Annotated in this window: 22 protein-coding genes; 15 read left to right on the top strand and 7 right to left on the bottom strand. The window is 68.5% G+C overall.

The window, feature by feature from the left end; translation table 11 throughout:
• Nucleotides 1-179: 179 nt before the first annotated feature.
• The 5 genes from RSO68_RS10190 (at nucleotide 180) to RSO68_RS10210 (ending at nucleotide 5244) form a co-directional block, all read left to right on the top strand.
• A complete protein-coding gene (locus RSO68_RS10190; protein ID WP_315586508.1) occupies nucleotides 180-1751 on the top strand; it encodes a Re/Si-specific NAD(P)(+) transhydrogenase subunit alpha in 1572 nt (523 codons plus the stop codon).
• 16 nt (nucleotides 1752-1767) lie between these two features.
• Complete coding sequence (locus RSO68_RS10195; RefSeq protein ID WP_089847193.1) at nucleotides 1768-3210, top strand: NAD(P)(+) transhydrogenase (Re/Si-specific) subunit beta; 1443 nt, start codon at nucleotides 1768-1770, stop codon at nucleotides 3208-3210.
• Between the two features lie 137 nt (nucleotides 3211-3347).
• Nucleotides 3348-4412 (top strand): NAD(P)H-dependent glycerol-3-phosphate dehydrogenase, encoded by a 1065-nt coding sequence (locus RSO68_RS10200; protein WP_089847195.1) that lies wholly within the window; start codon nucleotides 3348-3350, stop codon nucleotides 4410-4412.
• Entirely contained in the window at nucleotides 4409-4918 is a 510-nt protein-coding gene (gene sixA / locus RSO68_RS10205) for a phosphohistidine phosphatase SixA (protein ID WP_315586509.1), read from the top strand. The genes RSO68_RS10200 and sixA overlap by 4 nt, the downstream gene beginning before the upstream one ends.
• Nucleotides 4915-5244: an antibiotic biosynthesis monooxygenase family protein gene (locus RSO68_RS10210; protein ID WP_315586510.1), complete on the top strand. Its 330-nt coding sequence runs from the start codon at nucleotides 4915-4917 to the stop codon at nucleotides 5242-5244. Before sixA ends, RSO68_RS10210 begins: the two co-directional genes overlap by 4 nt.
• Nucleotides 5245-5262: 18 nt before the next feature.
• On the opposite strand, the gene RSO68_RS10215 is transcribed toward RSO68_RS10210, so the two are convergent.
• Nucleotides 5263-6222: an AEC family transporter gene (locus RSO68_RS10215; protein ID WP_315586511.1), complete on the bottom strand. Its 960-nt coding sequence runs from the start codon at nucleotides 6220-6222 to the stop codon at nucleotides 5263-5265.
• Between the two features lie 223 nt (nucleotides 6223-6445).
• On the opposite strand from RSO68_RS10215, the gene RSO68_RS10220 reads away from it, so the two are divergent.
• The 3 genes from RSO68_RS10220 to RSO68_RS10230 are packed head-to-tail and all read left to right on the top strand — an operon-like array spanning nucleotide 6446 to nucleotide 9353.
• Complete coding sequence (locus RSO68_RS10220) at nucleotides 6446-7261, top strand: alpha/beta fold hydrolase (RefSeq protein ID WP_315586512.1); 816 nt, start codon at nucleotides 6446-6448, stop codon at nucleotides 7259-7261.
• The gene (locus tag RSO68_RS10225; RefSeq protein WP_315586513.1) at nucleotides 7258-8232 is read left to right on the top strand and encodes an alpha/beta fold hydrolase; all 975 of its coding nucleotides are present in this window, start codon (nucleotides 7258-7260) and stop codon (nucleotides 8230-8232) included. The genes RSO68_RS10220 and RSO68_RS10225 overlap by 4 nt, the downstream gene beginning before the upstream one ends.
• Nucleotides 8229-9353: a patatin-like phospholipase family protein gene (locus RSO68_RS10230; RefSeq protein WP_315586514.1), complete on the top strand. Its 1125-nt coding sequence runs from the start codon at nucleotides 8229-8231 to the stop codon at nucleotides 9351-9353. Before RSO68_RS10225 ends, RSO68_RS10230 begins: the two co-directional genes overlap by 4 nt.
• Before the next feature lie 36 nt (nucleotides 9354-9389).
• On the opposite strand, the gene RSO68_RS10235 is transcribed toward RSO68_RS10230, so the two are convergent.
• The gene (locus tag RSO68_RS10235; RefSeq protein WP_315586515.1) at nucleotides 9390-9968 is read right to left on the bottom strand and encodes a Smr/MutS family protein; all 579 of its coding nucleotides are present in this window, start codon (nucleotides 9966-9968) and stop codon (nucleotides 9390-9392) included.
• Nucleotides 9969-10086: 118 nt separating this feature from the next.
• On the opposite strand from RSO68_RS10235, the gene prmB reads away from it, so the two are divergent.
• The 5 genes from prmB to phaC all read left to right on the top strand — a co-directional run bounded on the left by prmB (nucleotide 10087) and on the right by phaC (nucleotide 15288).
• Nucleotides 10087-11043, top strand: a complete 957-nt coding sequence (prmB, locus tag RSO68_RS10240; protein ID WP_315586516.1) for a 50S ribosomal protein L3 N(5)-glutamine methyltransferase — start codon at nucleotides 10087-10089, stop codon at nucleotides 11041-11043.
• Between the two features lie 45 nt (nucleotides 11044-11088).
• Nucleotides 11089-12174 (top strand): chorismate synthase, encoded by a 1086-nt coding sequence (gene aroC / locus RSO68_RS10245; RefSeq protein WP_315586517.1) that lies wholly within the window; start codon nucleotides 11089-11091, stop codon nucleotides 12172-12174.
• A gap of 57 nt (nucleotides 12175-12231) precedes the next feature.
• The gene (locus RSO68_RS10250) at nucleotides 12232-12654 is read left to right on the top strand and encodes a hypothetical protein (RefSeq protein ID WP_315586518.1); all 423 of its coding nucleotides are present in this window, start codon (nucleotides 12232-12234) and stop codon (nucleotides 12652-12654) included.
• A 132-nt stretch (nucleotides 12655-12786) separates the two neighbouring features.
• The gene (locus tag RSO68_RS10255) at nucleotides 12787-13224 is read left to right on the top strand and encodes a phasin family protein (protein ID WP_089847214.1); all 438 of its coding nucleotides are present in this window, start codon (nucleotides 12787-12789) and stop codon (nucleotides 13222-13224) included.
• Between the two features lie 240 nt (nucleotides 13225-13464).
• Complete coding sequence (phaC, locus tag RSO68_RS10260) at nucleotides 13465-15288, top strand: class I poly(R)-hydroxyalkanoic acid synthase (RefSeq protein ID WP_315586519.1); 1824 nt, start codon at nucleotides 13465-13467, stop codon at nucleotides 15286-15288.
• Nucleotides 15289-15391: 103 nt separating this feature from the next.
• Here the strand turns inward: phaC and lnt are convergent, their stop codons facing one another.
• From lnt to miaB, 5 genes are all read right to left on the bottom strand, one after another.
• Nucleotides 15392-16882: an apolipoprotein N-acyltransferase gene (lnt, locus tag RSO68_RS10265; protein ID WP_315586520.1), complete on the bottom strand. Its 1491-nt coding sequence runs from the start codon at nucleotides 16880-16882 to the stop codon at nucleotides 15392-15394.
• A 26-nt stretch (nucleotides 16883-16908) separates the two neighbouring features.
• Nucleotides 16909-17778, bottom strand: a complete 870-nt coding sequence (locus RSO68_RS10270; protein WP_089847220.1) for an HlyC/CorC family transporter — start codon at nucleotides 17776-17778, stop codon at nucleotides 16909-16911.
• Nucleotides 17775-18299: an rRNA maturation RNase YbeY gene (gene ybeY / locus RSO68_RS10275; RefSeq protein WP_315586521.1), complete on the bottom strand. Its 525-nt coding sequence runs from the start codon at nucleotides 18297-18299 to the stop codon at nucleotides 17775-17777. The genes RSO68_RS10270 and ybeY overlap by 4 nt, the downstream gene beginning before the upstream one ends.
• Nucleotides 18296-19399 (bottom strand): PhoH family protein, encoded by a 1104-nt coding sequence (locus RSO68_RS10280; RefSeq protein ID WP_089847224.1) that lies wholly within the window; start codon nucleotides 19397-19399, stop codon nucleotides 18296-18298. Before RSO68_RS10280 ends, ybeY begins: the two co-directional genes overlap by 4 nt.
• Nucleotides 19400-19474: 75 nt before the next feature.
• Nucleotides 19475-20818, bottom strand: coding sequence for a tRNA (N6-isopentenyl adenosine(37)-C2)-methylthiotransferase MiaB (gene miaB / locus RSO68_RS10285; protein WP_089847226.1), 1344 nt, complete (start codon nucleotides 20816-20818; stop codon nucleotides 19475-19477).
• A gap of 420 nt (nucleotides 20819-21238) precedes the next feature.
• Between miaB and RSO68_RS10290 the strand changes: the two genes are divergently transcribed.
• Together RSO68_RS10290 and RSO68_RS10295 are read left to right on the top strand one after the other, a co-directional pair.
• Nucleotides 21239-21865 carry a TIGR04211 family SH3 domain-containing protein gene (locus RSO68_RS10290; RefSeq protein WP_390882402.1) on the top strand — a complete coding sequence of 209 codons (627 nt, stop codon included), beginning with the start codon at nucleotides 21239-21241 and terminating at the stop codon, nucleotides 21863-21865.
• A 2-nt stretch (nucleotides 21866-21867) separates the two neighbouring features.
• Nucleotides 21868-22494 (top strand): thiopurine S-methyltransferase, encoded by a 627-nt coding sequence (locus RSO68_RS10295; protein ID WP_315586523.1) that lies wholly within the window; start codon nucleotides 21868-21870, stop codon nucleotides 22492-22494.
• Nucleotides 22495-22503: the final 9 nt, after the last annotated feature.

Below are 22503 nucleotides of genomic sequence, written 5' to 3' on the forward strand. Positions count from 1 at the left end.
GGTGTCGCACCGCGGGTTGCCGTTCGCGTCAAGGTTCTCAGCGGCGTTTTCAGGCGGGTATGGCGGCGGCCTTGCGGCCGGCCGCGACCTTCGTCTGGCTGTTGTGCATCGCGGCATGCTCAGGTATGAATATCTGTTCTGACCCATGCAAGATTCCAATAACTAGCGGGAGATCCAACGTGAAGATTGGTGCACCCAAGGAGCTCGCCAAGGGAGAGGCGCGTGTCGCGCTGACCCCTGACAGCGCGAAGTTCATCCAGAAACTGGGACACGACTGCCTCATCGAGACCGGTGCCGGTGCGGCGGCGGGCTTCGACGACGCCGCTTACCGCGATGTCGGCGTTACCGTGGTCGACGACGCCGAAGCGCTGTGGACCGAGGCCGAGGTGGTGATCAAGGTCCGCGAGCCCCTCGAGGAGGAGGCCGAGCGCCTGCGTGAGGGCCAGACCCTGATCAGCTTCTTCTGGCCGGCCCAGAACGAGTCGATGCTGGAGGCGTGCCGCGCCAAGGGCGCCACCGTGGTGGCGATGGACATGGTGCCGCGCATCTCGCGGGCCCAGAAGATGGATGCGCTGTCGTCGATGGCCAACATCGCCGGCTACCGGGCGGTGATCGAGGCGGGCAACAACTTCGGGCGCTTCTTCACCGGCCAGGTGACCGCGGCCGGCAAGGTCCCGCCCGCCAAGGTGCTGGTGATCGGCGCCGGCGTGGCGGGGCTCTCCGCCATCGGCACGGCGACCAGCCTCGGCGCCGTGGTGCGCGCCTTCGATGTGCGTCCCGAGGTCTCGGAGCAGATCGAGTCCATGGGCGCCGAGTTCCTGTTTCTCGACTTCGAGGACAGCCAGGACGGTTCCGAGAGCGGTGGCTACGCGGCCCCCTCCAGCCCCGAATTCCGCGAGAAGCAGCTCGAGTGCTTCCGTGAGCAGGCGCCGGATGTCGATATCGTCATCACCACGGCGCTGATTCCCGGCAAGCCGGCGCCCAAGCTGTGGCTGGAGGACATGGTCGCGGCCATGAAGCCCGGCTCGGTGATCATCGACCTGGCGGCCGAGAAGGGCGGCAACTGCGACCTGACGCGGGCCGACGAGAAGGTGGTCTCCGACAACGGGGTGACGGTGGTCGGCTACACCGACTTCCCCTCGCGCATGGCGACCCAGTCCTCGCTGCTCTACGCCACCAACGTCCGCCACATGTTGACCGACCTGACCCCCGAGAAAGAGGGCGTGATCGAGCACGACATGGAGGACGACGTGATCCGTGGCGCCACGGTGACCCACCAGGGGGAGGTCACCTTCCCGCCGCCGCCGCCCAAGGTGAAGGCCATCGGCGCCGCCAAGCCCAAGCCCAAGGAGAAGGAGCCAACGCCGGAGGAGAAGAAGGCCGCCGAGCACGCCGCCTTCAAGGCGCAGACCAAGCGCCAGGTGACCCTGCTGGCGGTGGGCGGCGCGCTGATGATGCTGCTCGGCCAGGTGGCCCCGGCTTCCTTCATGCAGCACTTCATCGTCTTCGTGCTCGCCTGCTTCGTCGGTTTCCAGGTGATCTGGGGCGTCAGCCACTCGCTGCATACCCCGCTGATGGCGGTGACCAATGCCATCTCCGGCATCATCATCCTCGGGGCGGTCCTGCAGATCGGCTCGGGCAGCGTCGTGGTCGGCGTGCTGGCGGCGATCTCGGTGCTGATCGCATCCATCAATATCGTGGGTGGCTTCCTGGTGACACGCCGGATGCTGGCCATGTTCCAGAAATCCTGAGCGGCGGAGACACGACATGTTGGGTCAAGGATTCGTATCTGCCGCGGCGATCGCGGCAAGTGTTCTGTTCATCCTCTCGCTGGGGGGGCTAAGCAACCAGGAGAAGGCCAAGCGCGCCGTCTGGTACGGCATCGTCGGCATGGCCGTGGCGGTGTTCTTCACCGCCTTCGGGCCGGGCATCGGCGGCTACTGGTGGATGATCCCCATGATGGTCATCGGGGCGGGCATCGGCGTCTACGTGGCCGGCAAGGTCGACATGACCGAGATGCCGCAGCTGGTGGCGGCGCTGCACAGCTTCGTCGGCCTGGCCGCGGTGTTCGTAGCCTGGAACGCCGACCTGGAGCGGCGCCGTGTCATGGCGGCGCGCGCCATCGAGGCCACGTCCCAGGAGTTCTCGGCCTTCGCCGCCCTGGTGGCGGAGAAGACCCCGGCCGAACTGACCTTCCTGCAGGTCGAGGTGGTGCTGGGCATCTTCATCGGCGCGGTGACCTTTACAGGCTCCGTGATCGCCTTCGGCAAGCTGGCCGGCAAGATCGACGGCAAGCCCAAGCAGCTGCCCGGCGGGCACCTGCTCAACGCCGGCGCAGCGGCGCTCTCGCTGCTGCTGGCCATCCTCTACCTCAACGGCGCGGGCTTCTGGACCCTGCTGGTGCTGGCGGGGCTGGCGTTCTTCATCGGCTATCACCTGATCATGGGCATCGGCGGCGCCGACATGCCGGTGGTGGTGTCGATGCTCAACAGCTATTCCGGCTGGGCCGCGGCGGCCATCGGCTTCACGCTCTCCAACGACCTGCTGATCGTCACCGGCGCCCTGGTGGGCTCCTCGGGTGCGATCCTGTCGTACATCATGTGCAAGGCGATGAACCGCAACTTCATCAACGTCATCCTGGGCGGCTTCGGCGGCAGCCAGGGCCCCGCGGCGGAGATCGAGGGCGAGCAGGTGGCCATCGATGCCGGCGGCGTGGCAAGCGCCCTCAACGATGCCGACAGCGTGATCATCGTGCCTGGCTACGGCATGGCGGTGGCCCAGGCCCAGAACGCGGTCAGCGAACTGACTCGCAAGCTGCGCGCCGCGGGCAAGAACGTGCGCTTCGGTATCCACCCGGTGGCAGGCCGCCTGCCCGGGCACATGAACGTGCTGCTGGCCGAGGCCAAGGTGCCCTACGACATCGTGCTGGAGATGGACGAGATCAACGATGACTTCCCCACCACCGACGTGGTGATCGTCATCGGCTCCAACGACATCGTCAATCCCGCGGCCCAGGAGGATCCCAACAGCCCGATCGCCGGCATGCCGGTGTTGAAGGTCTGGGAGTCCAAGCAGGTGTTCGTCTGCAAGCGCGGCCAGGGGACCGGCTACTCCGGCATCGAGAATCCGCTGTTCTTCAAGGAGAACACCCGGATGTTCTACGGCGATGCCAGATCGAGCATCGACTCGCTGCTGCACCTGGTCGACTGACCCCGACGCGCCCGGGCCGGATGCCGGCTCGGGCGCCGCCGTCTATCGACCAACCCCCTCAAGGCTCGCTGACACGCCCCTTTACGGGGCGTTTTTTCGTTACAATCTCCCCATCCATTCAGTTTCCCGGGGCGATCATGTCAGACCAACCCATGCGCGTGGCGGTGCTCGGCGGCGGCAGCTTCGGCACGGCGCTTGCGAGCATCGCCGCCGACAACGGGGCCGAGGTGCGCCAGTGGCTACGCGATCCCGATCTGGCGGCGCAGATCAACCGCGAACACCGCAACGGCCGTTACCTGCCCGACTACGCCATCAACCCAGCGGTGGTGGCCTCCACCGCCATGGACGAGGTGCTCGAGGGCGCCGGCCTGGTGCTGGTGTCGATTCCCTCCAAGGCCTTCCGCGAGGTGGTGCGCCAGGCGCGCCCCTGGCTCGACGCGCGTCAGATACTGGTCAGCACCACCAAGGGCATCCAGGAGGAGGGCTTCAAGCTGATGAGCGAGCTCCTCGAGGAGGAGACCGGCTTTCCCCACATCGGCGTGATCTCGGGGCCGAACCTCGCCTCGGAGGTCGCCCAGAAGCAGCTCACCGCCACGGTGATCGCCAGTGACGACGCCGAGACCCGCACACGCGTGCAGACGGCGCTGGGCTGCGACTACTTCCGGGTCTATGCCAGCAACGACCGATTCGGGGTGGAGCTGGGCGGCGCGCTGAAGAACATTTACGCCATCGCTGCGGGCATGGCGGCGGCGCTGGGCATGGGCGAGAACACTCGCAGCATGCTGATGACCCGGGCGCTGGCCGAGATGAGCCGCTTCGCCGTGAACCAGGGCGCCAACCCCATGACCTTCCTGGGGCTGGCCGGCGTCGGCGACCTGATCGTTACCTGCTCCTCGGCGCTTTCCCGTAACTATCGCGTGGGCCAGGCCCTGGGTGAGGGCAAGACCCTCGAGGAGGCCGTGGAGGCCCTGGGCCAGGTGGCCGAGGGCGTCAACACCGTGCGCCTGGTGCGCGACAAGGCGCGCGAGGACGGCGTCTACATGCCGCTCGCCGAAGGCCTCTATCAGGTGCTCTTCGCGGGCGTGCCGGCCCGGGAGATGGCGCGGCTGCTGATGCAGGGCGAGCAGAGCAGTGACGTGGAGTTCGTGCTGCCGCGCTCCGACGTTCAGCAGGATCGTCGCGACGGCGGAGGGGCGGCATGACCGCAACAAGAGACCAGCGCTTGCTGATCATGCGCCACGGCGAGGCCGCGCCCGGCGCGCCGGATGCCGAGCGCGTCCTCACCGCGCGTGGCGAGCGCGAGGCCGAGCGCATGGGCCGCTGGCTCGCCTCGCGCACGGATCTCGACGCGACGCGCCTGCGCCTGGTGGCGAGCCCCTATGTGCGGGCCCGCCAGACCGCTCAGCGCATCGCCGAGCCGCTGGGACTCGAGGTCGAGACCCTGGCGCTGATCACCCCCGACGACGCGCCCGGGGCGGTGATCGACTGGCTGCTCGACGAGGCCGACGATCGCCCGCTGATGCTGGTCAGCCACATGCCGCTGGTCGCCGCGCTCACCGGGCTCTTGGTGGAGGGGCGGGCCGAGCGCGGCCCCGGCTTCGCCACGGCCGCCGTGGCCGAACTCACGGCCGAGGTGCGCGCGGCGGGATGTGCCCGTCTGCGACGCCTCGTTTCGCCCGCCGACATCAACGACCAGGAGGTCCCGTGAGCTATATCGTCAACAACCGTATCCATGTGAATCCGGGCTTCGAGGAGGCGTTCGAGGCGCGCTTTCGCGCCCGGGCCGGGGAGATCGACACCCAGCCAGGCTTCGTCGCCATGCGTGTGCTGCGCCCCCAGGGCAACCAGGCGCCCTACGTAGTGGAGACTGAGTGGGAGAGTCAGGCGGCCTTTCGCGCCTGGGTCGGCAGCGACGACTTCAAGCGCGCCCACGCCGATCCTCTGCCACCCGAGGCCACCGCCGAGGGCGGCGGCATTGAGCAGTTCGAGGTGGTCGAGGGCACCGAGGCGCGCGGCACCGTCGCCGACCGCTGAGCGGAGCCTGGATCGCCCTTACATCACCCCGGCGGCGGTCAGGCCGAAGGCGCCTAGGGTGATCGTCAGGCTCGCCATCAGCGTGGTCAGGGCGACGATATTGGCGGTGAGCGCCGCGTTGGCGCCCATCGCCTTGGCCATCACGAAGGCGGCGGCGGCGGTGGGGCTTGAGAAGAAAAGGAACATCACGCCGAGCGCCGGGCCCTCGAAGCCGACCAGCCAGGCGGCGCCGGTGGTGAGCGCGGGCAAGGTGACCATCTTCAGCAGGCTGGCGCCGAGCGCCAGGCGACCGGAGTGACGCACCTCGCCGAACGAGAGCGTGGCGCCGATGCAGATCAGCGCCAGCGGCAGGGTCAGCGAGGCGAAGTAGTCGCCGGAGGTGGCCAGCCAGCCGGGCAGCGACCAGCCGGATGCCGCCACCGGCACCGCCGCCGCTACCGCGAGGATCAACGGGTTGGTAACGATATGGCGCAGCATGCTGCGCCAGTCGGTGCGCTGCTCTTGCTGCCGATCCTGCTGATAGGCGACCAGCACGATCACCGAGCAGGTGTTGTAGGTCAGGATCACCACTCCCAGCAGCAGGCTGCCGGTGGAGAGGCCGACGTCGCCGTACATGCCCGCGGCGAGCGCCAGGCCGACGATGCCGCAGTTGCCGCGAAAGGCCCCCTGGATATAGACGCCGCGCTCCCGGTAGGGCACCCGCAGGCTCGCCCATCCCCAGCAGAAAAGGACGCTAGCGAGCGTCGCCAGGGCGTAGAAGCCGAGCAGGGCCGGGTCGAGGCTGGCTTCGAGGTCGGCGCGGATGATGCTGAGAAAGACCAGCGTCGGCAGGGTCGCCTTGAACACCAGCTGGGAGGCGGTGGAGACGAAACCGGGATCGATCCAGCGGGCGCGCTTCAGCCCCAGGCCGATGAACACCATGGCGAAGACCGGCAGGGTGATCTCGAGGGTCTGCAGGAAGAGCGCCGAAAGCCCCATGGCCTAGCGCGCCAGCCACAGGCCGACGATCACAGCGGTGATCACGGTGATGAAGAACACCCGGTTGCGGGCGCGGGTATCGCGGGTGGGCTTTCGGGAATCGGCCACGGTAAGCTCCTCTCGGTGGGGTTGTCGCCAAAGGACGACTTGGCGAAACATGGTAATCCCGTTAGCCTGCTATCGCCAGAAGGGCACCGGCCGGCTGCCCCCAGAAGGAGCCTTCATGAGCCGAATCGACCAGACCTCGCGTCCTCCCCTCGTCTTCGCCCACGCCAACGGCTTCCCGGGGCAGAGCTATCGCAGCTTCCTGTCGCCGCTGGCCGAGCGCTTCGATGTGCATCCGCTGGATCGCCTCGGCCATCATCCCGATTTCCCGGTGGGGCACAACTGGCTGGCCCTGCGCGACGAACTCCTCGAGCACCTCGCCGAGCTGTCTGGGCCGGTTATCGGCGTCGGACACTCCATGGGCGGGGTGCTCATGGCCATGGCCGCCGAGCGCGCCCCCGAGCGCTTTTGCGGCGTGGTGATGCTCGACCCGCCGCTGATGCTTGGCCTGGACGCCGTGGTCATGAAGGCCGCCAAGCGGCTCGGCCTGGCCGATCGCGTCACCCCGGCCGGCCGTACCCTGGGGCGACGCGACAGCTGGCCCAGCCGGGATGCCATGACGCACTACCTGCGCAGCCGCGGGCTCTTTCGCGGCTTCACCGACCAGGCCCTTCACGACTACGTGGACGGTGGCACCCGGGAACTCGACGACGGCCGGGTGGTGCTGGTCTACGACCCCGACATCGAGGTGCAGATCTTTCGCCACCTGCCCGACCACCTGGATGACCTGCCGGCGCGAGTCCAGGTCCCCCTCGGCGTGCTGGCCGGCCGCGACTCCCGGGTGCTCACCCCCCACCGCCGGCGCCGGCTGCGCCGCCGCGGGGTGCGCGTCGCCGAGGTCTCGGGGGGGCACATGTTCCCCATGGAGGTTCCCGAGGAGACCCGCACGACCCTGGTGGCGATGATCGATGAGCTGATCGGGCGGCCCTCATGAGCGAGCCTCATTGTCAGTCCGAGTCTCAGCCCCAGCGCCTGCGCCTGGCCGATGGGCGCCTGGCCGCCCTGGCCTGGGGCGATCCCGAGGCCCCCTCCTGGCTCGCCCTGCACGGCTGGCTGGACAACGCCGCGAGCTTCTCGCGCCTGGCTCCACGCCTGGTCGAGCGCCTCGGGATTCGCGTGGTGGCCCTCGACTTCGCAGGCCACGGCCAGTCGGCGCACCACGACGGCGGCTATGCGCTATGGGACTACGTCCACGACCTGCTCGATGCCGGCGACGAGCTCGGCCTCTCGCGGCTGACCCTGCTGGCCCACTCCATGGGCGCCGGGGTGGCCTGCCTGGCGGCGGCCGCACTGCCCGAACGGGTCGAGACGCTGGTGCTGATCGATGGCCTCGGCGCGCTGACCACGGCGGCCGACGACGCCCCTGCCCAGCTGCGCAAGGCGCTGCTTGCCGAGCGGCGCGCTCGCTCCCGGGCGCCGAGCCTTTCAGGCGCCCGGACATCGAGCGCTTCTGGCTCCCGAGCACCGAGCTATCCTGATAATGAGGCCGCGGTGGCGGCGCGAGTCGCCGGCGGGGCGACGCCCATCGATGCCGAGACGGCACGCCCGCTGATGCTTCGCAACCTCGAGGAGCTGCCCGGCGGTCGCGTCCGCCTGCGCACCGATGCGCGCCTGCTGCGCCCCTCACCGGTGCGGCTGTGCCCCGAGCAGCTCTCCGCCATGCTCTGCGCGCTGCGCGCGCCGGTGCTGCTGGTGGAGGGGGCGACCGGCATCCTCGGCGACCGGCCGCGGGCACGCTGGGCTCGAGCCGCGGTGGCGAACCTCTCGCGCCGTGTGCTGCCGGGCGGGCATCACCTGCATCTGGAGCCGGCGGCCGCGGGGGAGGTGGCGAGGGTCATCGCCGACTGGCATGCCTCCTCTGAGCGAACGCAAGAGCGCAGGCACGAGAGGGAGGACGGATCATGAATCGACAGCAGCAGGTCACAAGCCCCCGGGACAAGACGGTCGCCCTGGTGCTCGGCAGCGGCGGGGCGCGCGGCTACGCCCACATCGGGGTGATCGAGGAGCTCGAGGCCCGCGGCTACCGCGTGGTGGCGATCTCGGGCTGCTCCATGGGCGCCCTGGTCGGCGGGGTCTACGCGGCGGGCAAGCTCGCCGCCTACCGCGACTGGGTCTGCCAGCTCGACTACTTCGACGTGCTGCGGCTGGTCGACGTCACCTGGAGCCCGATGGGCGCCATGCGCGCCAACAAGGTGATGAGCAAGCTCGAGAGCCTGGTCGACGATATACGCATCGAGGACCTGAATATCGACGTGACCACCGTCGCCACCGACCTGACCCGCCAGCGCGAGGTGTGGTTCCAGAGCGGCTCGCTGCTCGAGGCGATCCGCGCCTCCATCGCCGTGCCCGGGGTGATCACCCCGGTGCATCGCGGCGACCAGGTGCTGGTCGACGGCGGGCTACTCAATCCGCTGCCGATCATCCCCACGGTGTCGGCCCAGGCGGATTTCGTGATGGCGGTCAACGTCACCGCCCACAGCCCCCGGCCGGTGAGCCTCGAGGAGCTGCTGCCCCCCCACGAGGCCGCCCAGGAACAGGCCAGGGAGGAGGCCCGCGATGCCGGCGGCGTCGACTTCGCCAGCTGGATCGATGGGGTGCGCGGCGCTGCCCGGCGGCTGTTCGACGGTTTCGGCAACGGCCACGAGTCCGCCGACGGGGTCAAGAAGAGTCGGGTGGAGGAGGCCATGGAGCGTGATCGCCGGGAGTGGGGGCGCCTGGACATGGTGCTGGCCTCCTTCGACATCACTCAGGCGGCGCTGGCCAAGTACAAGGTGGCGGGCTATCCGCCGGACGTGCTGATCGAGGTGCCCAAGACGGTGTGTGGCGCCTACGAGTTTCACCGCGCCGAGGCGCTGATCAGCCTCGGCCGCCATCTCGCCGTGGACGCGCTGGACCGCTTCGAGGGGCTCTCCCATCCGGGCTGGGGGGATCAGGCGATCGTCGTCGAGCCGGTGGGCGAGGAGACGGCAGAGGACGCGGGCGAAGACAGGGGGGAAGAAGCAGGGAAGGAGAAGGCGCCGTCCTGAGGCGCCGTGCCGCGTCGCCGGCCGGCGGTTAGCCGCTCAGGCCTCGCTGCCGCGCCGGCGCAGCAGCACGTAGACTGCCCCGGTACCGCCGTCGATCGTGGTGGCCGAGCAGAAGGCCAGCACGCTGGGCCACTCCCGCAGCCAGGCGTTCACGTGGCTCTTGATCACCGGGTAGTCGCGGGTGCTGCCCCAGGCCTTGCCGTGCACCACCAGCACGCAGCGTCGCCGGCGGTCGCCGGCATCGCGCAGGAAGGCCTCGAGTTCTTCCCGCGCCTCCTCCAGGGTGTGGCCGTGCAGGTCGAGCCCCGCCTCCCAGCCGAGGCGCCCGCGCTTGAGCTGCTGGCGCGTGCGCCAGGGCAGGTCGGGGAGGGCGAAGTCGAGGAACTCCGAGGGCCGTACCGGTTCCACCCGCCCATCCGAGGTGCGCCCGCCGCCGGCGAGCTCGTCGGCCACCGTGGTGGCGGCCGCCCGCCGCTCGGCCGCGGCGGCATCCCCACGGCGCCGGCGACCGGGATCGGCCCGGTTGCTGGCGATGGGGCGCACGCCGGCCTCGCGCAGGGCCTGGCGGAAGGCGTTGATCTCGTCGTCGTCCGGGACGTGGCGATCTCGACTCATGGGACCATCGGGTGAAGGAGCGAGCCGCCAGTATACCGCCCCAGCCGTGGCTGTGAACCGCGGGCCCGGTTACAATCTGGCGTCTTTATTCCCGAACCCCTCGACATCAGGAAGTCCCGTGGCCGAATCTCTCCCCGACGCGTCTACGTCCACCCTCGTGCTGAGCGACGAGGCCTTGAGCGAAGGCCTGATCACCCTGCGCGACTGCCTGCGCTGGGCCGCCAGCGAGTTCCACCTGGCCGGCCTGCATTACGGCCACGGCACCGCCTCCGCCTGGGATGAGGCCGTGGCGCTGACCCTGGGTGCCCTGCACCTGCCCTGGAACGTCGACCCGGCGGTGCTCGAGGCACGGCTGCTGCCCATGGAGCGCTCGCGCATCGTGGCGCTGGTGCGGGCGCGCATCGAGACGCGCCGGCCGCTGCCCTATTTGCTGGGCGAGGCCTTCTTCGCCGGTGTTCCGTTCAGCGTCGACGAGCGGGTGCTGATCCCGCGCTCGCCCGTCGCCGAGCTGATCGAGCACGGCTTCGCCGCCTGGTTCCCCGACGAGCCGCCCGCCCGGGTGCTCGACCTGTGTACCGGCTCGGGCTGCATCGGCATCGCCACGGCACTGCATCTGCCGACCTGCGAGGTCGACCTGGCCGACATCAGCCCCGAGGCCCTGGCGGTGGCGCGCCAGAACATTACCCGCCACGACGTGGGGGAGCGGGTGCGCGCTGTGGAGTCCGACCTCTTCGCGGGCCTCGAGGGCCGTCGCTTTGAACTGATCGTCTCCAATCCGCCCTACGTGGACAGCCGCGACCTGACGACCATGCCCGCCGAGTTCCGCCACGAGCCGGCGCTGGCGCTGGGGGCGGGCCACGACGGCCTGGACATCGTCCGGCGTATCCTGCGCGAGGCCCGCGACCACCTGAGCGACGACGGCGTGCTGATCGTCGAGGTCGGCAACTCGGATCACCACCTGGAGGCGGTCTTCCCCGAGGTGCCCTTCCTGTGGCTGGAATTCGAGCGCGGCGGCCAGGGTGTATTCGCCCTGACCGCCGCCGAACTCGACGCCCATGCGGCGTCCTTCGCCTGATCCACCTCTCTCGCCCCATCTCTCCCGACCCCAGGAGGAGCGCTAATGTCCGGTAACACCTTCGGCAAGCTGTTCACCGTCACCACCTTTGGCGAGAGCCACGGCCCGGCGCTGGGGGCCATCGTCGATGGCTGCCCGCCGGGCCTGCTGCTCAGTGAGGAGGACCTGCAGCATGACCTGGACCGTCGCCGCCCCGGCAGCTCTCGCCACACCACCCAGCGTCGCGAGGCCGACCGGGTGCGCATCCTCTCCGGGGTCTTCGAGGGCGTGACCACCGGCACCTCCATCGGCCTTTTGATCGAGAACACCGACCAGCGCTCCACCGACTACTCGAAGATCAAGGACCAGTTCCGGCCGGCCCACGCCGACTACAGCTATCACCACAAGTACGGCATCCGCGACTACCGCGGCGGCGGGCGCTCCAGCGCGCGGGAGACCGCCATGCGGGTGGCGGCCGGGGCCATCGCCAAGAAGTACCTGGCCGCACAGGGCATCGTCATTCGCGGCTACATGAGCCAGCTCGGCCCGATCGCCATCGACTTCAAGCAGTGGGAGGCGGTGGACGAGAATCCGTTCTTCTGTCCCGACCCCGAGCGGGTGCCGGAGCTCGAGGCCTACATGGATCAGCTGCGCCGCGACCAGGACTCGGTGGGGGCGAAGATCAGCGTGGTGGCCGAGGGCGTGCCCCCGGGCCTGGGGGAGCCGGTCTTCGATCGCCTGGACGCGGAGCTGGCCCACGGCCTGATGAGCATCAACGCGGTGAAGGGCGTGGAGATCGGCGACGGCTTCGCCTCGGTGGCCCAGCGGGGCAGCGAGCACCGCGACGAGATGACCCCCGAGGGCTTCCTCTCCAACCATGCCGGCGGCGTGCTGGGCGGCATCTCCAGCGGCCAGGCGATCATCGCCCACCTGGCCTTGAAGCCCACCTCCAGCATCACCACGCCCGGGCGCTCCATCGACGTCCATGGTCAGCCGGTGGAGATCGTCACCAAGGGCCGCCACGACCCCTGCGTGGGCATTCGCGCCACGCCCATCGCCGAGGCGATGATGGCGCTGACCCTGATGGATCACCTGCTGCGCCAGCGCGGCCAGAACGCCGAGGTGAACGTCTCGACCCCCCGCTTGCGTTGAGCCGTTCCGGGCGGCATGGCTGCTACACTTCAGGCGTCCACCCACAAGAGTGACGCCATGAAGATCAACGTCGAATTCGACCTGACCCCCGAGGAATTTCGTCAGGCGCTGGGCCTGCCCGACGTGGAGGCCTTCCAGAAGGATCTGCTCGACCGGATCCAGAAGCAGATGGAGTCGGGCGTCGAGGGGTACGACCCGATGAGCCTGATGCAGCCCTTCCTGCAGCAGCAGGGGCTGTCGCAGAACTTGACGCAGGGGCTCTCCCAGGGCCTCTCGAGCTTCGGCAACTACCAGCAGATGATGCTCGACATGCTCTCCAAGGCCGCGGCCAGCTCCTCCGGCGGCGGCGCGTCCGGCGAGGCCTCCTCGGGCGATGCCTCGTCCTCCACGAAGAAGACCCAGTCCTCCGAGAAGTCGTCCGCCAGCGGTTCCCGCGCTTCCACGGCGAGTGCCCGCTCGCGCGGCAAGCGCGAGAGCTGAGGGCCGGTCTTGCGCCACTCTTCGACCTTCGCCGGGGGGCGCCGTTATCCGGTTGCAAGCCTCGGAGTGGCAGACTAGGCTTTGTGCAGTGCAACAAGTCGTTCGTTATCGAGCCGCCAGGAGGGATTCGACATGCAGGACAAGATGATCGAGACATTCAACGAGCAGACCCGTCAGTTCTTCGAACCGATGCGCAAGCTCAATTCTCTGATGCTGAACAACATGGAGAAGATGACGCAGTATCAGATGGAGTCCATGAAGCGCTACAGCCAGATGGGCACCGAACGCATGCGCGATGCCGGTGAGCTCAGCGACGCCGAGAGCGTGCGCGACTTCGGTGCCCGCCAGGCCGAGATGATGAACGAGCTCTCTCAGCAGATGCTCGAGGACGCCAAGGCCATGAGCGAGATGAGCCTGGAGTTCAAGGCCGAGCTGGAGAAGCTCTACGCCGAGTCCGGCAAGCAGCTCGCCGAACAGGCCGAGAAGGCTGGCCAGGCGGCCAAGGAGGGTGGCACCCCGTCGGAGCAGCCCGCCAAGGCGACCAGCCAGTCCTCGTCGCGCAAGCGCTGATTTCCTAGATCGTCACCACCGCGCACCGATATCCGTCCCGCGGGTGTCGGTGCCAGGCGTTCTGGCCAGTCGATCTGGACGGTCGGTCTGGTCAGTCTTCGGGCCGTGCCTTGCGCGTCGCGAGGCGGCGGTTTGTAAGCAGCCGAGTCGACCCCCAGGCCGGCACCGTGTGTGGTCGACATGCACGGGGCGTTATCAACGGTCGATATGAACGTTCGCGATGAACAACAGGAGTGGGCAATGCAAGCAGGGGTGCAAGCACCGACACCGGCCGAGCTGGAGGCGTGGAACGCCCAGCTCTCGGCGATCGGCGAGGAATATCGGGCCTTGATGCAGGATCTGCTGGCGCGCATGGTGCCCAGCGACGCCGCGGAATCGGTCCATGAGGACATGCGGCGCAGCTTCCAGGCCGGCGCCGAGTCGCTGATGCGCAACCCGCCCCTGCTGTGGCAGACCCAGTCGCGGCTGCTCCAGGACCAGGCCCAGCTGTGGCAGCAGTCGCTGCGCCGGCTGGCCGGCGAGGACGTCGAGCCGCTGGTCACCCCAGCCCGGGGGGATCGCCGCTTCAAGGACGACGCCTGGCGCGAGGATCCCTACTACCTGGCGATCATGCAGCAGTACCTGCTGTTCTCGCGCCTGGTGGAGGATCTGATCGAGCGCCTGGACGGCCTCTCGGCCGACCAGAAGCGCAACCTCGGCTTCTATGCGCGCCAGCTGGTCAATGCCATGGCGCCGACCAACTTCGTGACCACCAACCCCGAGGTGATGCGCAAGACCCAGGAGACCCGTGGCCAGAACCTGGTCGAGGGACTCGCCCGCCTGCGCGAGGACCTGGCCAACTCCGCCGAGGGCCTCAACGTCACCATGACCGATCGCAGCGCCTTCGCTATCGGCGAGAACATCGCCGTCACGCCGGGTGCGGTGGTCTATGAGAACGAGCTGATTCAGCTGATCCAGTACACGCCGACCACCGAGCAGGCCTACAAGACGCCGCTGCTGATAGTGCCGCCCTGGATCAACAAGTACTACATCCTCGACCTGCGCCAGGACAACTCCCTGGTGCGCTGGTTGGTGGAGCAGGGCCACACCGTGTTCCTGATCTCCTGGCGCAACCCGGGGCCCGAGCAGCGCGACCTGACCTGGGCCGACTACATGCAGCTGGGGCCCATCGACGCCATGGGCGCCATCGAGCAGGCCACCGGCGAGAAGTCGGTCAACCTGCTGAGCTACTGCATCGGCGGGACCCTGACCGCCTCTACCGTGGCCTACCTGACCAGCACGCGCCGCGGTCGCAAGGTCAAGTCGGTGACTTACATGGCCACCCTGCAGGACTTCCGCGACCCCGGCGAGATCGGTGTCTTCCTCAGCGAGCCGGTGCTCGAGGGCATCGAGGCCAAGCTCGAGCGCGACGGCTACCTCGACGGTCGCGTCATGGCTTACTCCTTCAACCTGCTGCGTGAGAACGACCTCTTCTGGTCCTTCTACATCAACAACTACCTGAAGGGTGACGCTCCGGCGCCGTTCGACCTGCTCTACTGGAACACCGACGGGACCAACCTGCCGGCCGGCACCCACGCCTGGTACCTGCGCCACATGTACATGGAGAATCGGCTGGTGCAGCCCGGCGGGATCGAGCTCGACGGGGTCAAGATCGATCTGCGCAAGATCTCCACGCCGAGCTACTTCATCTCCACTCGCGAGGATCACATCGCCAAGTGGAACAGCAGCTACTACGGCGCGCTGTTGCCCAAGGGGCCGGTGACCTTCGTGCTGGGTGGCTCCGGGCATATCGCCGGGATCGTCAACCCGCCGAGCAAGAACAAGTACGGCTACTGGACCAACGACGCCTTGCCTGACAGTGCCGAGGCGTGGCTCGAGGGCGCCCAGCAGCACGAGGGCTCCTGGTGGCCGCACTGGCAAGCGTGGATGACCGAGAACGGCTATGTGGATGCCGAGAAGCTGGTGCCGGCGCGCCAGCCCGGCGACGGCGAGCTCGATATCCTCGAGCCGGCTCCCGGGCGCTACGTGCGCATGACCATTCCCGAGGTGCTGGGCGACGCGTAAGCGCCAGGCGGCCAAGCGCCGAGCGCCCAGAAAAGAGAGAACCCCATCGAGCGTCGGCTCGATGGGGTTCTTGCGTTGGGGAGGGGACGCTGCCGCTGTAAGCTCAGCGCCGTCCCGCTTGGCGCTCGGTGCTCGGCGCTCGGCGCTGAATCCCCGGCAGCACCAACAGGGCCGCGAGCAGCCAGGCGGGCCAGCTGCCGGTGCGGGTGAAGGGCGTGAGCCCCTCGGTGGCCGTGACCTCTCCCTCGAGCACGGTGGTCTCGAACTGGGGGGCCTGGGCGGTGACCCGGCCCTGGGCGTCGATCAGCGCGGTCACGCCGTTGCTGGTGGCGCGGATCACCGGGCGGCCGTTCTCCAGGGCGCGCAGGCGCGCCATCTGCAGGTGCTGCAGCGGCCCGATCGAGGCGCCGAACCAGGTGTCGTTGGAGACCGTCAGCAGCACGCCCGCCTCCCGGGCCTGTGCGGCCACCAGATCGGCGTAGATGATCTCGTAGCAGATGGCGTTGCCGATGACCAGGCTACCGACCCGCATCGGTGCCTGCCCGTCCGGGCCCGGCGTCATGGCCGGGGCGGGCAGGTCGAAGAAGGCGATGGCGCCGCGCAGGAGGCTCTCCAGCGGCAGATACTCGCCGAAAGGCACCAGATGCGCCTTGCGATACGCCCCCGCCACGTCGCCGCGGCCGACCACGCTGTTGTAGTAGCGGCCTTGCTCATCGCGCTGCAGGATGCCGGTCAAGAGCTCGCTGCCCGCCGGCAGGGCGGCGTGGGCGCGCTCGAGGATCGGCGCGGCCTGGTCCTCGAACATCGGCAGCGCGGCCTCGGGCCAGATCACCAGGTCGATGTCGTCGTCGAGGCCGCGGGTCAGGTCCAGGTAGGTATCGATGGCACGGCGCTGCCCCTCGGGGTGCCACTTGATCAGCTGGGGCAGGTTGCCTTGCAGCAGCGCGACGCGCACAGGGTCACCCTGGGACGTCGTCCACTGGCTCGGCAGGGTCAGCGGCACCAGCCAGATCACGGCGAGCGGGGCGGCGGCCCACCAGCGGCGGCGTAGCAGCTCGACGCCCAGGCTGCCGGTGAGGGCGGTGATCAGCGACAGGAGGTAAACGCCTCCCACCGGGGCCCAGGGCGCCAGCGGCGAATCGACCTGGGCGCTGCCCAGCAGCAGCCAGGGGAAGCCGGTGAAGAGCCAGGTGCGCAGCCACTCGCCGAGCACCCAGGCGCCGGCGAAGGTCAGCGCGGCGAAACGCGGCCCGCACAGGCGGCGATAGCCCCACAGGGTGACGGCGAAGAACAGCGCCAGGCCGACGACGAACAATGCCGTCAGCAGCAGCGCCAGGGGCACCCCGGTGTAGCCATAGTCGTGGATCGAGACATAGACCCAAGAGGCCCCGGAGCCGAGCAGGCCGATGCCGTAGCAGAGGCCGCGCAGCGCGGCCTGACGAGGCGTCAGGGCGGTCAGTCCGAGATAGACCAGGCCGGCGGCGACCGGGCCCAGCCACCAGAGCGAGAAGGGGGCGGTGCTGAGGGTGGTGAACCCCCCGGCCACCAGGGCCAGCAGGCAGCCCAGGGCCGGGGACAGGCGAACGTCAGCCATCGTATCCATCCATGGAAGTGGGCGAGTCACTCCTCGGTGTTCTCCTCGCAGGGGGCTGCCTCGAGCAGGCGGATGCGTCGGTTATCGGCGTTGAGCACGGTGAAGCGCCAGCCGCTGAGCTCGGTGTGCTCGCCGCGTCCCGGCAGGTGGCCGAAGCGCTGCATCACGAGGCCCCCGAGGGTATCGAAGTCGTCATCGGAGAACTCGGTGCCGAAGCGCTCGTTGAAGTCCTCGATGGGCGTCAGGGCGCGAATCGCATAGCGCGCCTCGCCCAGCTCGCGGATATCGATCTCCTCGTCGATGTCGTGCTCGTCCTCGATCTCGCCGACGATCTCCTCGAGGATGTCCTCGATGGTGACGATACCCGCCGTGCCGCCGTACTCGTCCACCACCACGGCCATGTGGTTACGGGTGTCCTGGAACTCCTTGAGCAGGCTGTTGAGGCGCTTGGACTCGGGCACGAACATCGCCGGGCGCAGCACCTCGTCGAGCTGGAAGGGGCGGCCGTTCTCCTGGCCGCCGCGCAGCAGCGGCAGCAGGTCCTTGGCCAGCAGGATGCCCTTGATCTCGTCGAGGTTCTCGCCGATCACCGGATAGCGGGAGTGGCCGGTCTCCAGTATCACCGGCAGGTACTCGTCGAGGGGCTGGTCGAGGGCGATCGCGGTGATCTGCGAGCGGGGGATCAGCACCTCGCGCACCTGCTGGTCGCTGATGCTCAGGGCGCCCTCGATGATCATCATGGCGTCCTGGTCGAGCTTCAGGCGGGAGCCCGCCTGGCGGAGGAACGCCAGCAACTCGCCGCGGGAGCTGGGTTCGTCGCTGTCGTTGGACAGGGCACTGAACAACTTATCGAGCCAGGACCTGTTGCCCTGGCTACTCGATCGGTCTTCGCTCATGCGTCGGCTCTCTCGTCCTCGTTGTCGGTATCGCGGTGCGGAGGGCTGGGGGTGAGATACGGATCGGCGATTTCCAGCGATGCCAGGATCTCGCGCTCGAGGGCCTCCATGATCTCGGCCTCGGCGTCGTCGAGGTGATCGTAGCCCAGCAGGTGCAGGGTGCCGTGGATCACCATGTGAGCGTAGTGAGGGTGCGTCGGCTTGTCCTGCTCGCCGGCCTCCCGAACCACCACCGGATGGCAGATCACCAGGTCGCCGAGCAGCGGCAGCTCGATGCCGGGCGGGCCCTCGAAGGGGAAGGAGAGCACGTTGGTGGGCCGATCCTTGCCGCGATAGTCGCGGTTCAGGGCCTGGCTCTCCTCGGCGTCGACGAAGCGCACGGTCAGTTCAAGGCGCGTCTCATCGGGATGGCGGGCAAGCACCGCCGCCACCCAGGCCTCGAGATCGGCCTGGCCGGGCAGGGCCTCGGCCGCGAGGGCCACCTGGCGATCGACGACGAGTGGAGGAGGTTCGCCGGTCATGCGGGCTCTCCGGCATCGTCGGAGCCCTGGGCCTGGCGCAGGCGCGCATGGCGTTCCTCGGCCTGGGCCTCGCGGCGTGCCTCGCGCTGCTCCCGGCGTTCGCGTTCGGCGGCTTCCTCGCCGGCCTCGAAGTGGTCGTAGGCCTCGATGATGCGCTGGACCAGCGGATGGCGTACGACGTCCTTGGCGGCGAAGTGTGTCACGCCGATCCCCGGAGTGTCCTTGAGTACGTCGAGCACCTGGATCAGCCCCGAGGTCTGGCCGCGGGGCAGGTCCACCTGGGTCACGTCACCGGTGATCACCGCCGTGGAGCCGAAGCCGATGCGCGTCAGGAACATCTTCATCTGCTCGCGGGTGGTGTTCTGGCTCTCATCGAGGATGATGAAGGCGTTGTTCAGGGTGCGCCCGCGCATGTAGGCCAGCGGGGCGATCTCGATCACCTGGCGCTCGATGAGCTTGGCCACCTGCTCGAAGCCGATCATCTCGTAGAGGGCGTCGTAGAGCGGGCGCAGGTAGGGATCGATCTTCTGGGCCAGGTCGCCGGGCAGGAAGCCGAGCTTCTCGCCAGCCTCCACGGCCGGGCGCACCAGCAGGATGCGGCGCACCTCCTGCTGGTTGAGCGCCTCCACCGCGGCGGCCACGGCCAGGTAGGTCTTGCCGGTGCCGGCCGGCCCGATGCCGAAGTTGATGTCGTGGGCACGGATGCTCGAGACGTAACTCTGCTGGTTGAGGCCGCGGGGCTTGATCAGCGTGCGCGGGGTGCGCAGCAGCACCTCGTCGTCGGCCTCATCGCCCTCCTCCTCGTCCAGCGCCTCGAGGCCGGACTCCTGCAGGAAGAGGTGCACCGTATCGGGCTCGAGGTCGCTGGCCTCGGTCTCCCGATAGAGGTGCTCCAGCACGTTGGCGGCGGCCTTGACGCGACTCGCTGGCCCGGCAAGCTGGAAGATGTTGCCCCGATTGCGCAGGGTGATGCCGAGCCGTGCCTCGACCAGCTTCAAGTGCTCGTCTCGCTGGCCGCAGAGGTTGGCCAGGCGTCGAGGATCGTTGGGTTCCAGGTTCAGGGTGATGATGCGATTGGCCTGAGAAGATGGCTGGCTCAAGACTGGATGATCCCTGCGTTGTGGATGTGTCTCTCAGCTTACTGCCCCGGCGCCGGCCGGGGCAATCGCTGACTATCAGAAGCGCTCGGGAGAGATCAGCTCGCCGCGCAGGGAGTTGGGCAGCGCCTCGTTGATTTCGACGTCGACGAAGTAGCCGATCAGCTCGAAGGGATTGGCGGCGCGGAAGTTGACCACGCGGTTGTTCTCGGTGCGTCCCGAGAGCTGGCCCGGATCGCGGGGCGAGAAGCCGGTGACCAGGATGCGCTGGGTGGTGCCCACCATGCGCCGGCTGATCTGCATGGTCTGCTGGATGATGCGCTCCTGGAGGATCGCCAGGCGCTGCTTCTTGACGCTCTCCGGGGTGTCGTCCTCGAGCCCCGCCGCCGGGGTGCCGGGGCGCGCCGAGTAGACGAAGCTGAAGGAGTGATCGAAGCCGATGCGATGGATCAGGTCCATGGTCGACTCGAAGTCCTCCTCGGTCTCGCCGGGAAAGCCGATGATGAAGTCCGAGGAGAAGCTGATGTCGGGGCGCAGCGCGCGGATGCGCTCCATCTTCTCGACGTACTCCTCCACCGTGTGGCCGCGCTTCATGGCGGCGAGCACCCGGTCCGAGCCCGCCTGCACCGGCAGGTGGAGGTGGCTGACCAGCTCCGGGATCTCGGCGTAGGCCTCGATCAGGCTGTCGGAGAACTCCACCGGATGCGAGGTGGTGAAGCGGATGCGGTCGATGCCCTCGACGGCGGCCACGCAGGCGATCAGCTCGGCCAGGTCGATCTCGTCGCCGAGCTGGTTCTCACCGCGGTAGGCGTTGACGTTCTGCCCCAGCAGGTTGATCTCGCGCACCCCCTGGTCGGCCAGGTGGATGACCTCGTCCATCACCGCCTCGAAGGGGCGCGAGACCTCCTCGCCGCGGGTATAGGGCACCACGCAGAAGGTGCAGTACTTGGAGCAGCCTTCCATCACCGAGACGAAGGCGGTGGCCCCGTCGGAGCTTGGCTTGGGCAGGTGGTCGAACTTCTCGACCTCGGGGAAGGTGACGTCGACCACCGAGATCTGGTCGTCGCGGCGCGCGTCGAGCATGCCCGGCACCCGATGCAGGGTCTGCGGGCCGAACACCATGTCGACATGGGGGGCACGCTTGCGCAGGGCCTCGCCCTCTTGGCTTGCCACGCAGCCGCCCACGCCGATCACCAGCTCCGGGTTGGCCTCCTTGAGCTTCTTCCAGCGGCCGAGCTGGTGGAAGACCTTCTCCTGGGCCTTCTCGCGAATGGAGCAGGTGTTGAGCAGGATGACGTCGGCATCGCGCTCGTCGTCGGTGAGCTCGAGCTGATGGGATTCGCCGAGCAGATCCGCCATGCGCGCGGAATCGTACTCGTTCATCTGGCAGCCGTGCGTCTTGATGAAGAGTTTCTTCGCCATAAGAGTAGGTCGCGGCAGCTGGCGCGACGGGACACCGTTGGATGGACATGAGGAGATGGCCGGGTGGCCACCCGAGACAAGGCCACACATTATACGCAGCGCCCGGCATCGGGGCCAGCGTGGCCCCGCGGTCGGACGCCCCGACTGTGGTACTCTGTGGGCCTTTCGAGGACGGGGCCGGGCGTCGGCCACGGGTCACGGCCTGGTCAGAAAATGACCGGAATGTGATGGAGACGATGGTCACGCCGGCTTGCAGCGGGTTTCCAGCGGTTTTCCCGATGGTTGTCCACAGCAGCTGTGGGTAACCCGTCCGCACGAATCACGCATCGCCGCCGCGCCCGGCAAGGACGTCCGGGCGCGGCGAACGCGTCACGACAGAGCAACGACACGCGAGCCTTGGACAGCCAGGACGATGGCATGATGATACACAGACTCAAGATTCTGACACTCGGCGTCGCGCTTGCGACGCTGCCCCCCGCGCTCCCTGCCCAGGAGGCCGCCGATGCCGACGCCTGGGTGTCGGACGAACTCACTACCTTCGTGCGCAGCGGCCCCACCGACGGCTACCGGATCATCGGCACCCTGACCGCCGGCGAGCCGGTAACCGTGCTCGAGACCAGCGGCGACTACAGCCGGGTCGAGGACGCCGAGGGCGATGTCGTCTGGGTGCTCAGCAGCGAGCTCCAGGCCGAGCCCAGCGCCCAGCAGCGGCTGCCGGCCCTGGAGGACAGGGTTGAGGCGTTGACCGAGGAGCTCTCCGGCATCAACGAGACCTGGGAGAAGCGCACGGCGTCGATGACTGAAACCCTGGAGCTTCGCCAGTCGCGCATCGACGAGCTCGAGGCGCGCAACCAGGCCCTCGAGGAGGAGACCGAGCAGTCGCGGGCCACCATCCGGGAGTTCCAGGCGCGTCTGGACACTCAGGAGGAGGACCTGCTGATGCGCTACTTCATGTATGGCGGTGGCGTGGCCGGAGCGGGCCTGCTGGTCGGCCTGATCGTGCCCCACCTGCCGCGTCGTCGTCGCAAGCGCGACCGCTGGTTCTGAGCATGGCGGAAGATTGGCTAAAGCGCTGGCACGAGGGGCGCATCGGCTTCCACCGTGACCGCCCCCATCCGGCCCTGGTCCGTCACTGGCCGGCCCTCGAGGTGCGAGCCGGGACCAAGGTGCTGGTGCCGCTGTGTGGCAAGAGCCTGGACATGCGCTGGCTGGCGAGGCGCGACCACCCGGTGCTGGGCATCGAGCTCGCCGAGACGGCCATCGAGCAGTTCGTCGCCGAGGGCAGAGGAGACATCACCCGTTATCACCAGGACGGCTTCGATGTCTGCCGCCAGGGCAGCGTGGAGCTGTGGTGCGGGGATTTCTTCCACTTCCATATCGCGCAGGCGGCCGAGATCGGCGCCTTCTACGACCGGGCCGCGCTGATCGCGCTGCCCGAGGCTACCCGCCAGCGCTATGCCTTCCACCTGGCGCAGCTGATGCCGCCGGGCGCCCGGGGGCTTATGATCAGCCTGACCCGGGACCCGGGCGGCCCGCCGTACAGCGTCTCGGCCGAGGAGGTGCAGGCGCTCTTCGACCCCAACTTCCGGGTCACCCACCTGGAGGACGGCGAGCCGGAGGCCAACGGCTTTCGCGAGTGCGTCTGGGCGCTGGAGCGCCGCGGGCCGCTGACCTGAGACGCTCGA

Source organism: Halomonas saccharevitans (genome assembly GCF_032333995.1).
Taxonomy (GTDB): Bacteria; Pseudomonadota; Gammaproteobacteria; order Pseudomonadales; family Halomonadaceae; genus Halomonas; species Halomonas saccharevitans.

Excerpts from the sequence above, each read along its gene's own strand:
- RSO68_RS10195 (WP_089847193.1), top strand. The coding sequence starts at position 1,768 with ATGTTGGGTCAAGGATTCGTATCTGCCGCGGCGATCGCGGCAAGTGTT.
- RSO68_RS10200 (WP_089847195.1), top strand. The coding sequence starts at position 3,348 with ATGTCAGACCAACCCATGCGCGTGGCGGTGCTCGGCGGCGGCAGCTTC.
- sixA (WP_315586509.1), top strand. The coding sequence starts at position 4,409 with ATGACCGCAACAAGAGACCAGCGCTTGCTGATCATGCGCCACGGCGAG.
- RSO68_RS10215 (WP_315586511.1), bottom strand. The coding sequence starts at position 6,222 with ATGGGGCTTTCGGCGCTCTTCCTGCAGACCCTCGAGATCACCCTGCCG.
- RSO68_RS10220 (WP_315586512.1), top strand. The coding sequence starts at position 6,446 with ATGAGCCGAATCGACCAGACCTCGCGTCCTCCCCTCGTCTTCGCCCAC.
- RSO68_RS10225 (WP_315586513.1), top strand. The coding sequence starts at position 7,258 with ATGAGCGAGCCTCATTGTCAGTCCGAGTCTCAGCCCCAGCGCCTGCGC.
- RSO68_RS10230 (WP_315586514.1), top strand. The coding sequence starts at position 8,229 with ATGAATCGACAGCAGCAGGTCACAAGCCCCCGGGACAAGACGGTCGCC.
- RSO68_RS10235 (WP_315586515.1), bottom strand. The coding sequence starts at position 9,968 with ATGAGTCGAGATCGCCACGTCCCGGACGACGACGAGATCAACGCCTTC.
- aroC (WP_315586517.1), top strand. The coding sequence starts at position 11,089 with ATGTCCGGTAACACCTTCGGCAAGCTGTTCACCGTCACCACCTTTGGC.
- RSO68_RS10250 (WP_315586518.1), top strand. The coding sequence starts at position 12,232 with ATGAAGATCAACGTCGAATTCGACCTGACCCCCGAGGAATTTCGTCAG.
- RSO68_RS10255 (WP_089847214.1), top strand. The coding sequence starts at position 12,787 with ATGCAGGACAAGATGATCGAGACATTCAACGAGCAGACCCGTCAGTTC.
- phaC (WP_315586519.1), top strand. The coding sequence starts at position 13,465 with ATGCAAGCAGGGGTGCAAGCACCGACACCGGCCGAGCTGGAGGCGTGG.
- lnt (WP_315586520.1), bottom strand. The coding sequence starts at position 16,882 with ATGGCTGACGTTCGCCTGTCCCCGGCCCTGGGCTGCCTGCTGGCCCTG.
- RSO68_RS10270 (WP_089847220.1), bottom strand. The coding sequence starts at position 17,778 with ATGAGCGAAGACCGATCGAGTAGCCAGGGCAACAGGTCCTGGCTCGAT.
- ybeY (WP_315586521.1), bottom strand. The coding sequence starts at position 18,299 with ATGACCGGCGAACCTCCTCCACTCGTCGTCGATCGCCAGGTGGCCCTC.
- miaB (WP_089847226.1), bottom strand. The coding sequence starts at position 20,818 with ATGGCGAAGAAACTCTTCATCAAGACGCACGGCTGCCAGATGAACGAG.
- RSO68_RS10290 (WP_390882402.1), top strand. The coding sequence starts at position 21,239 with ATGATACACAGACTCAAGATTCTGACACTCGGCGTCGCGCTTGCGACG.
- RSO68_RS10295 (WP_315586523.1), top strand. The coding sequence starts at position 21,868 with ATGGCGGAAGATTGGCTAAAGCGCTGGCACGAGGGGCGCATCGGCTTC.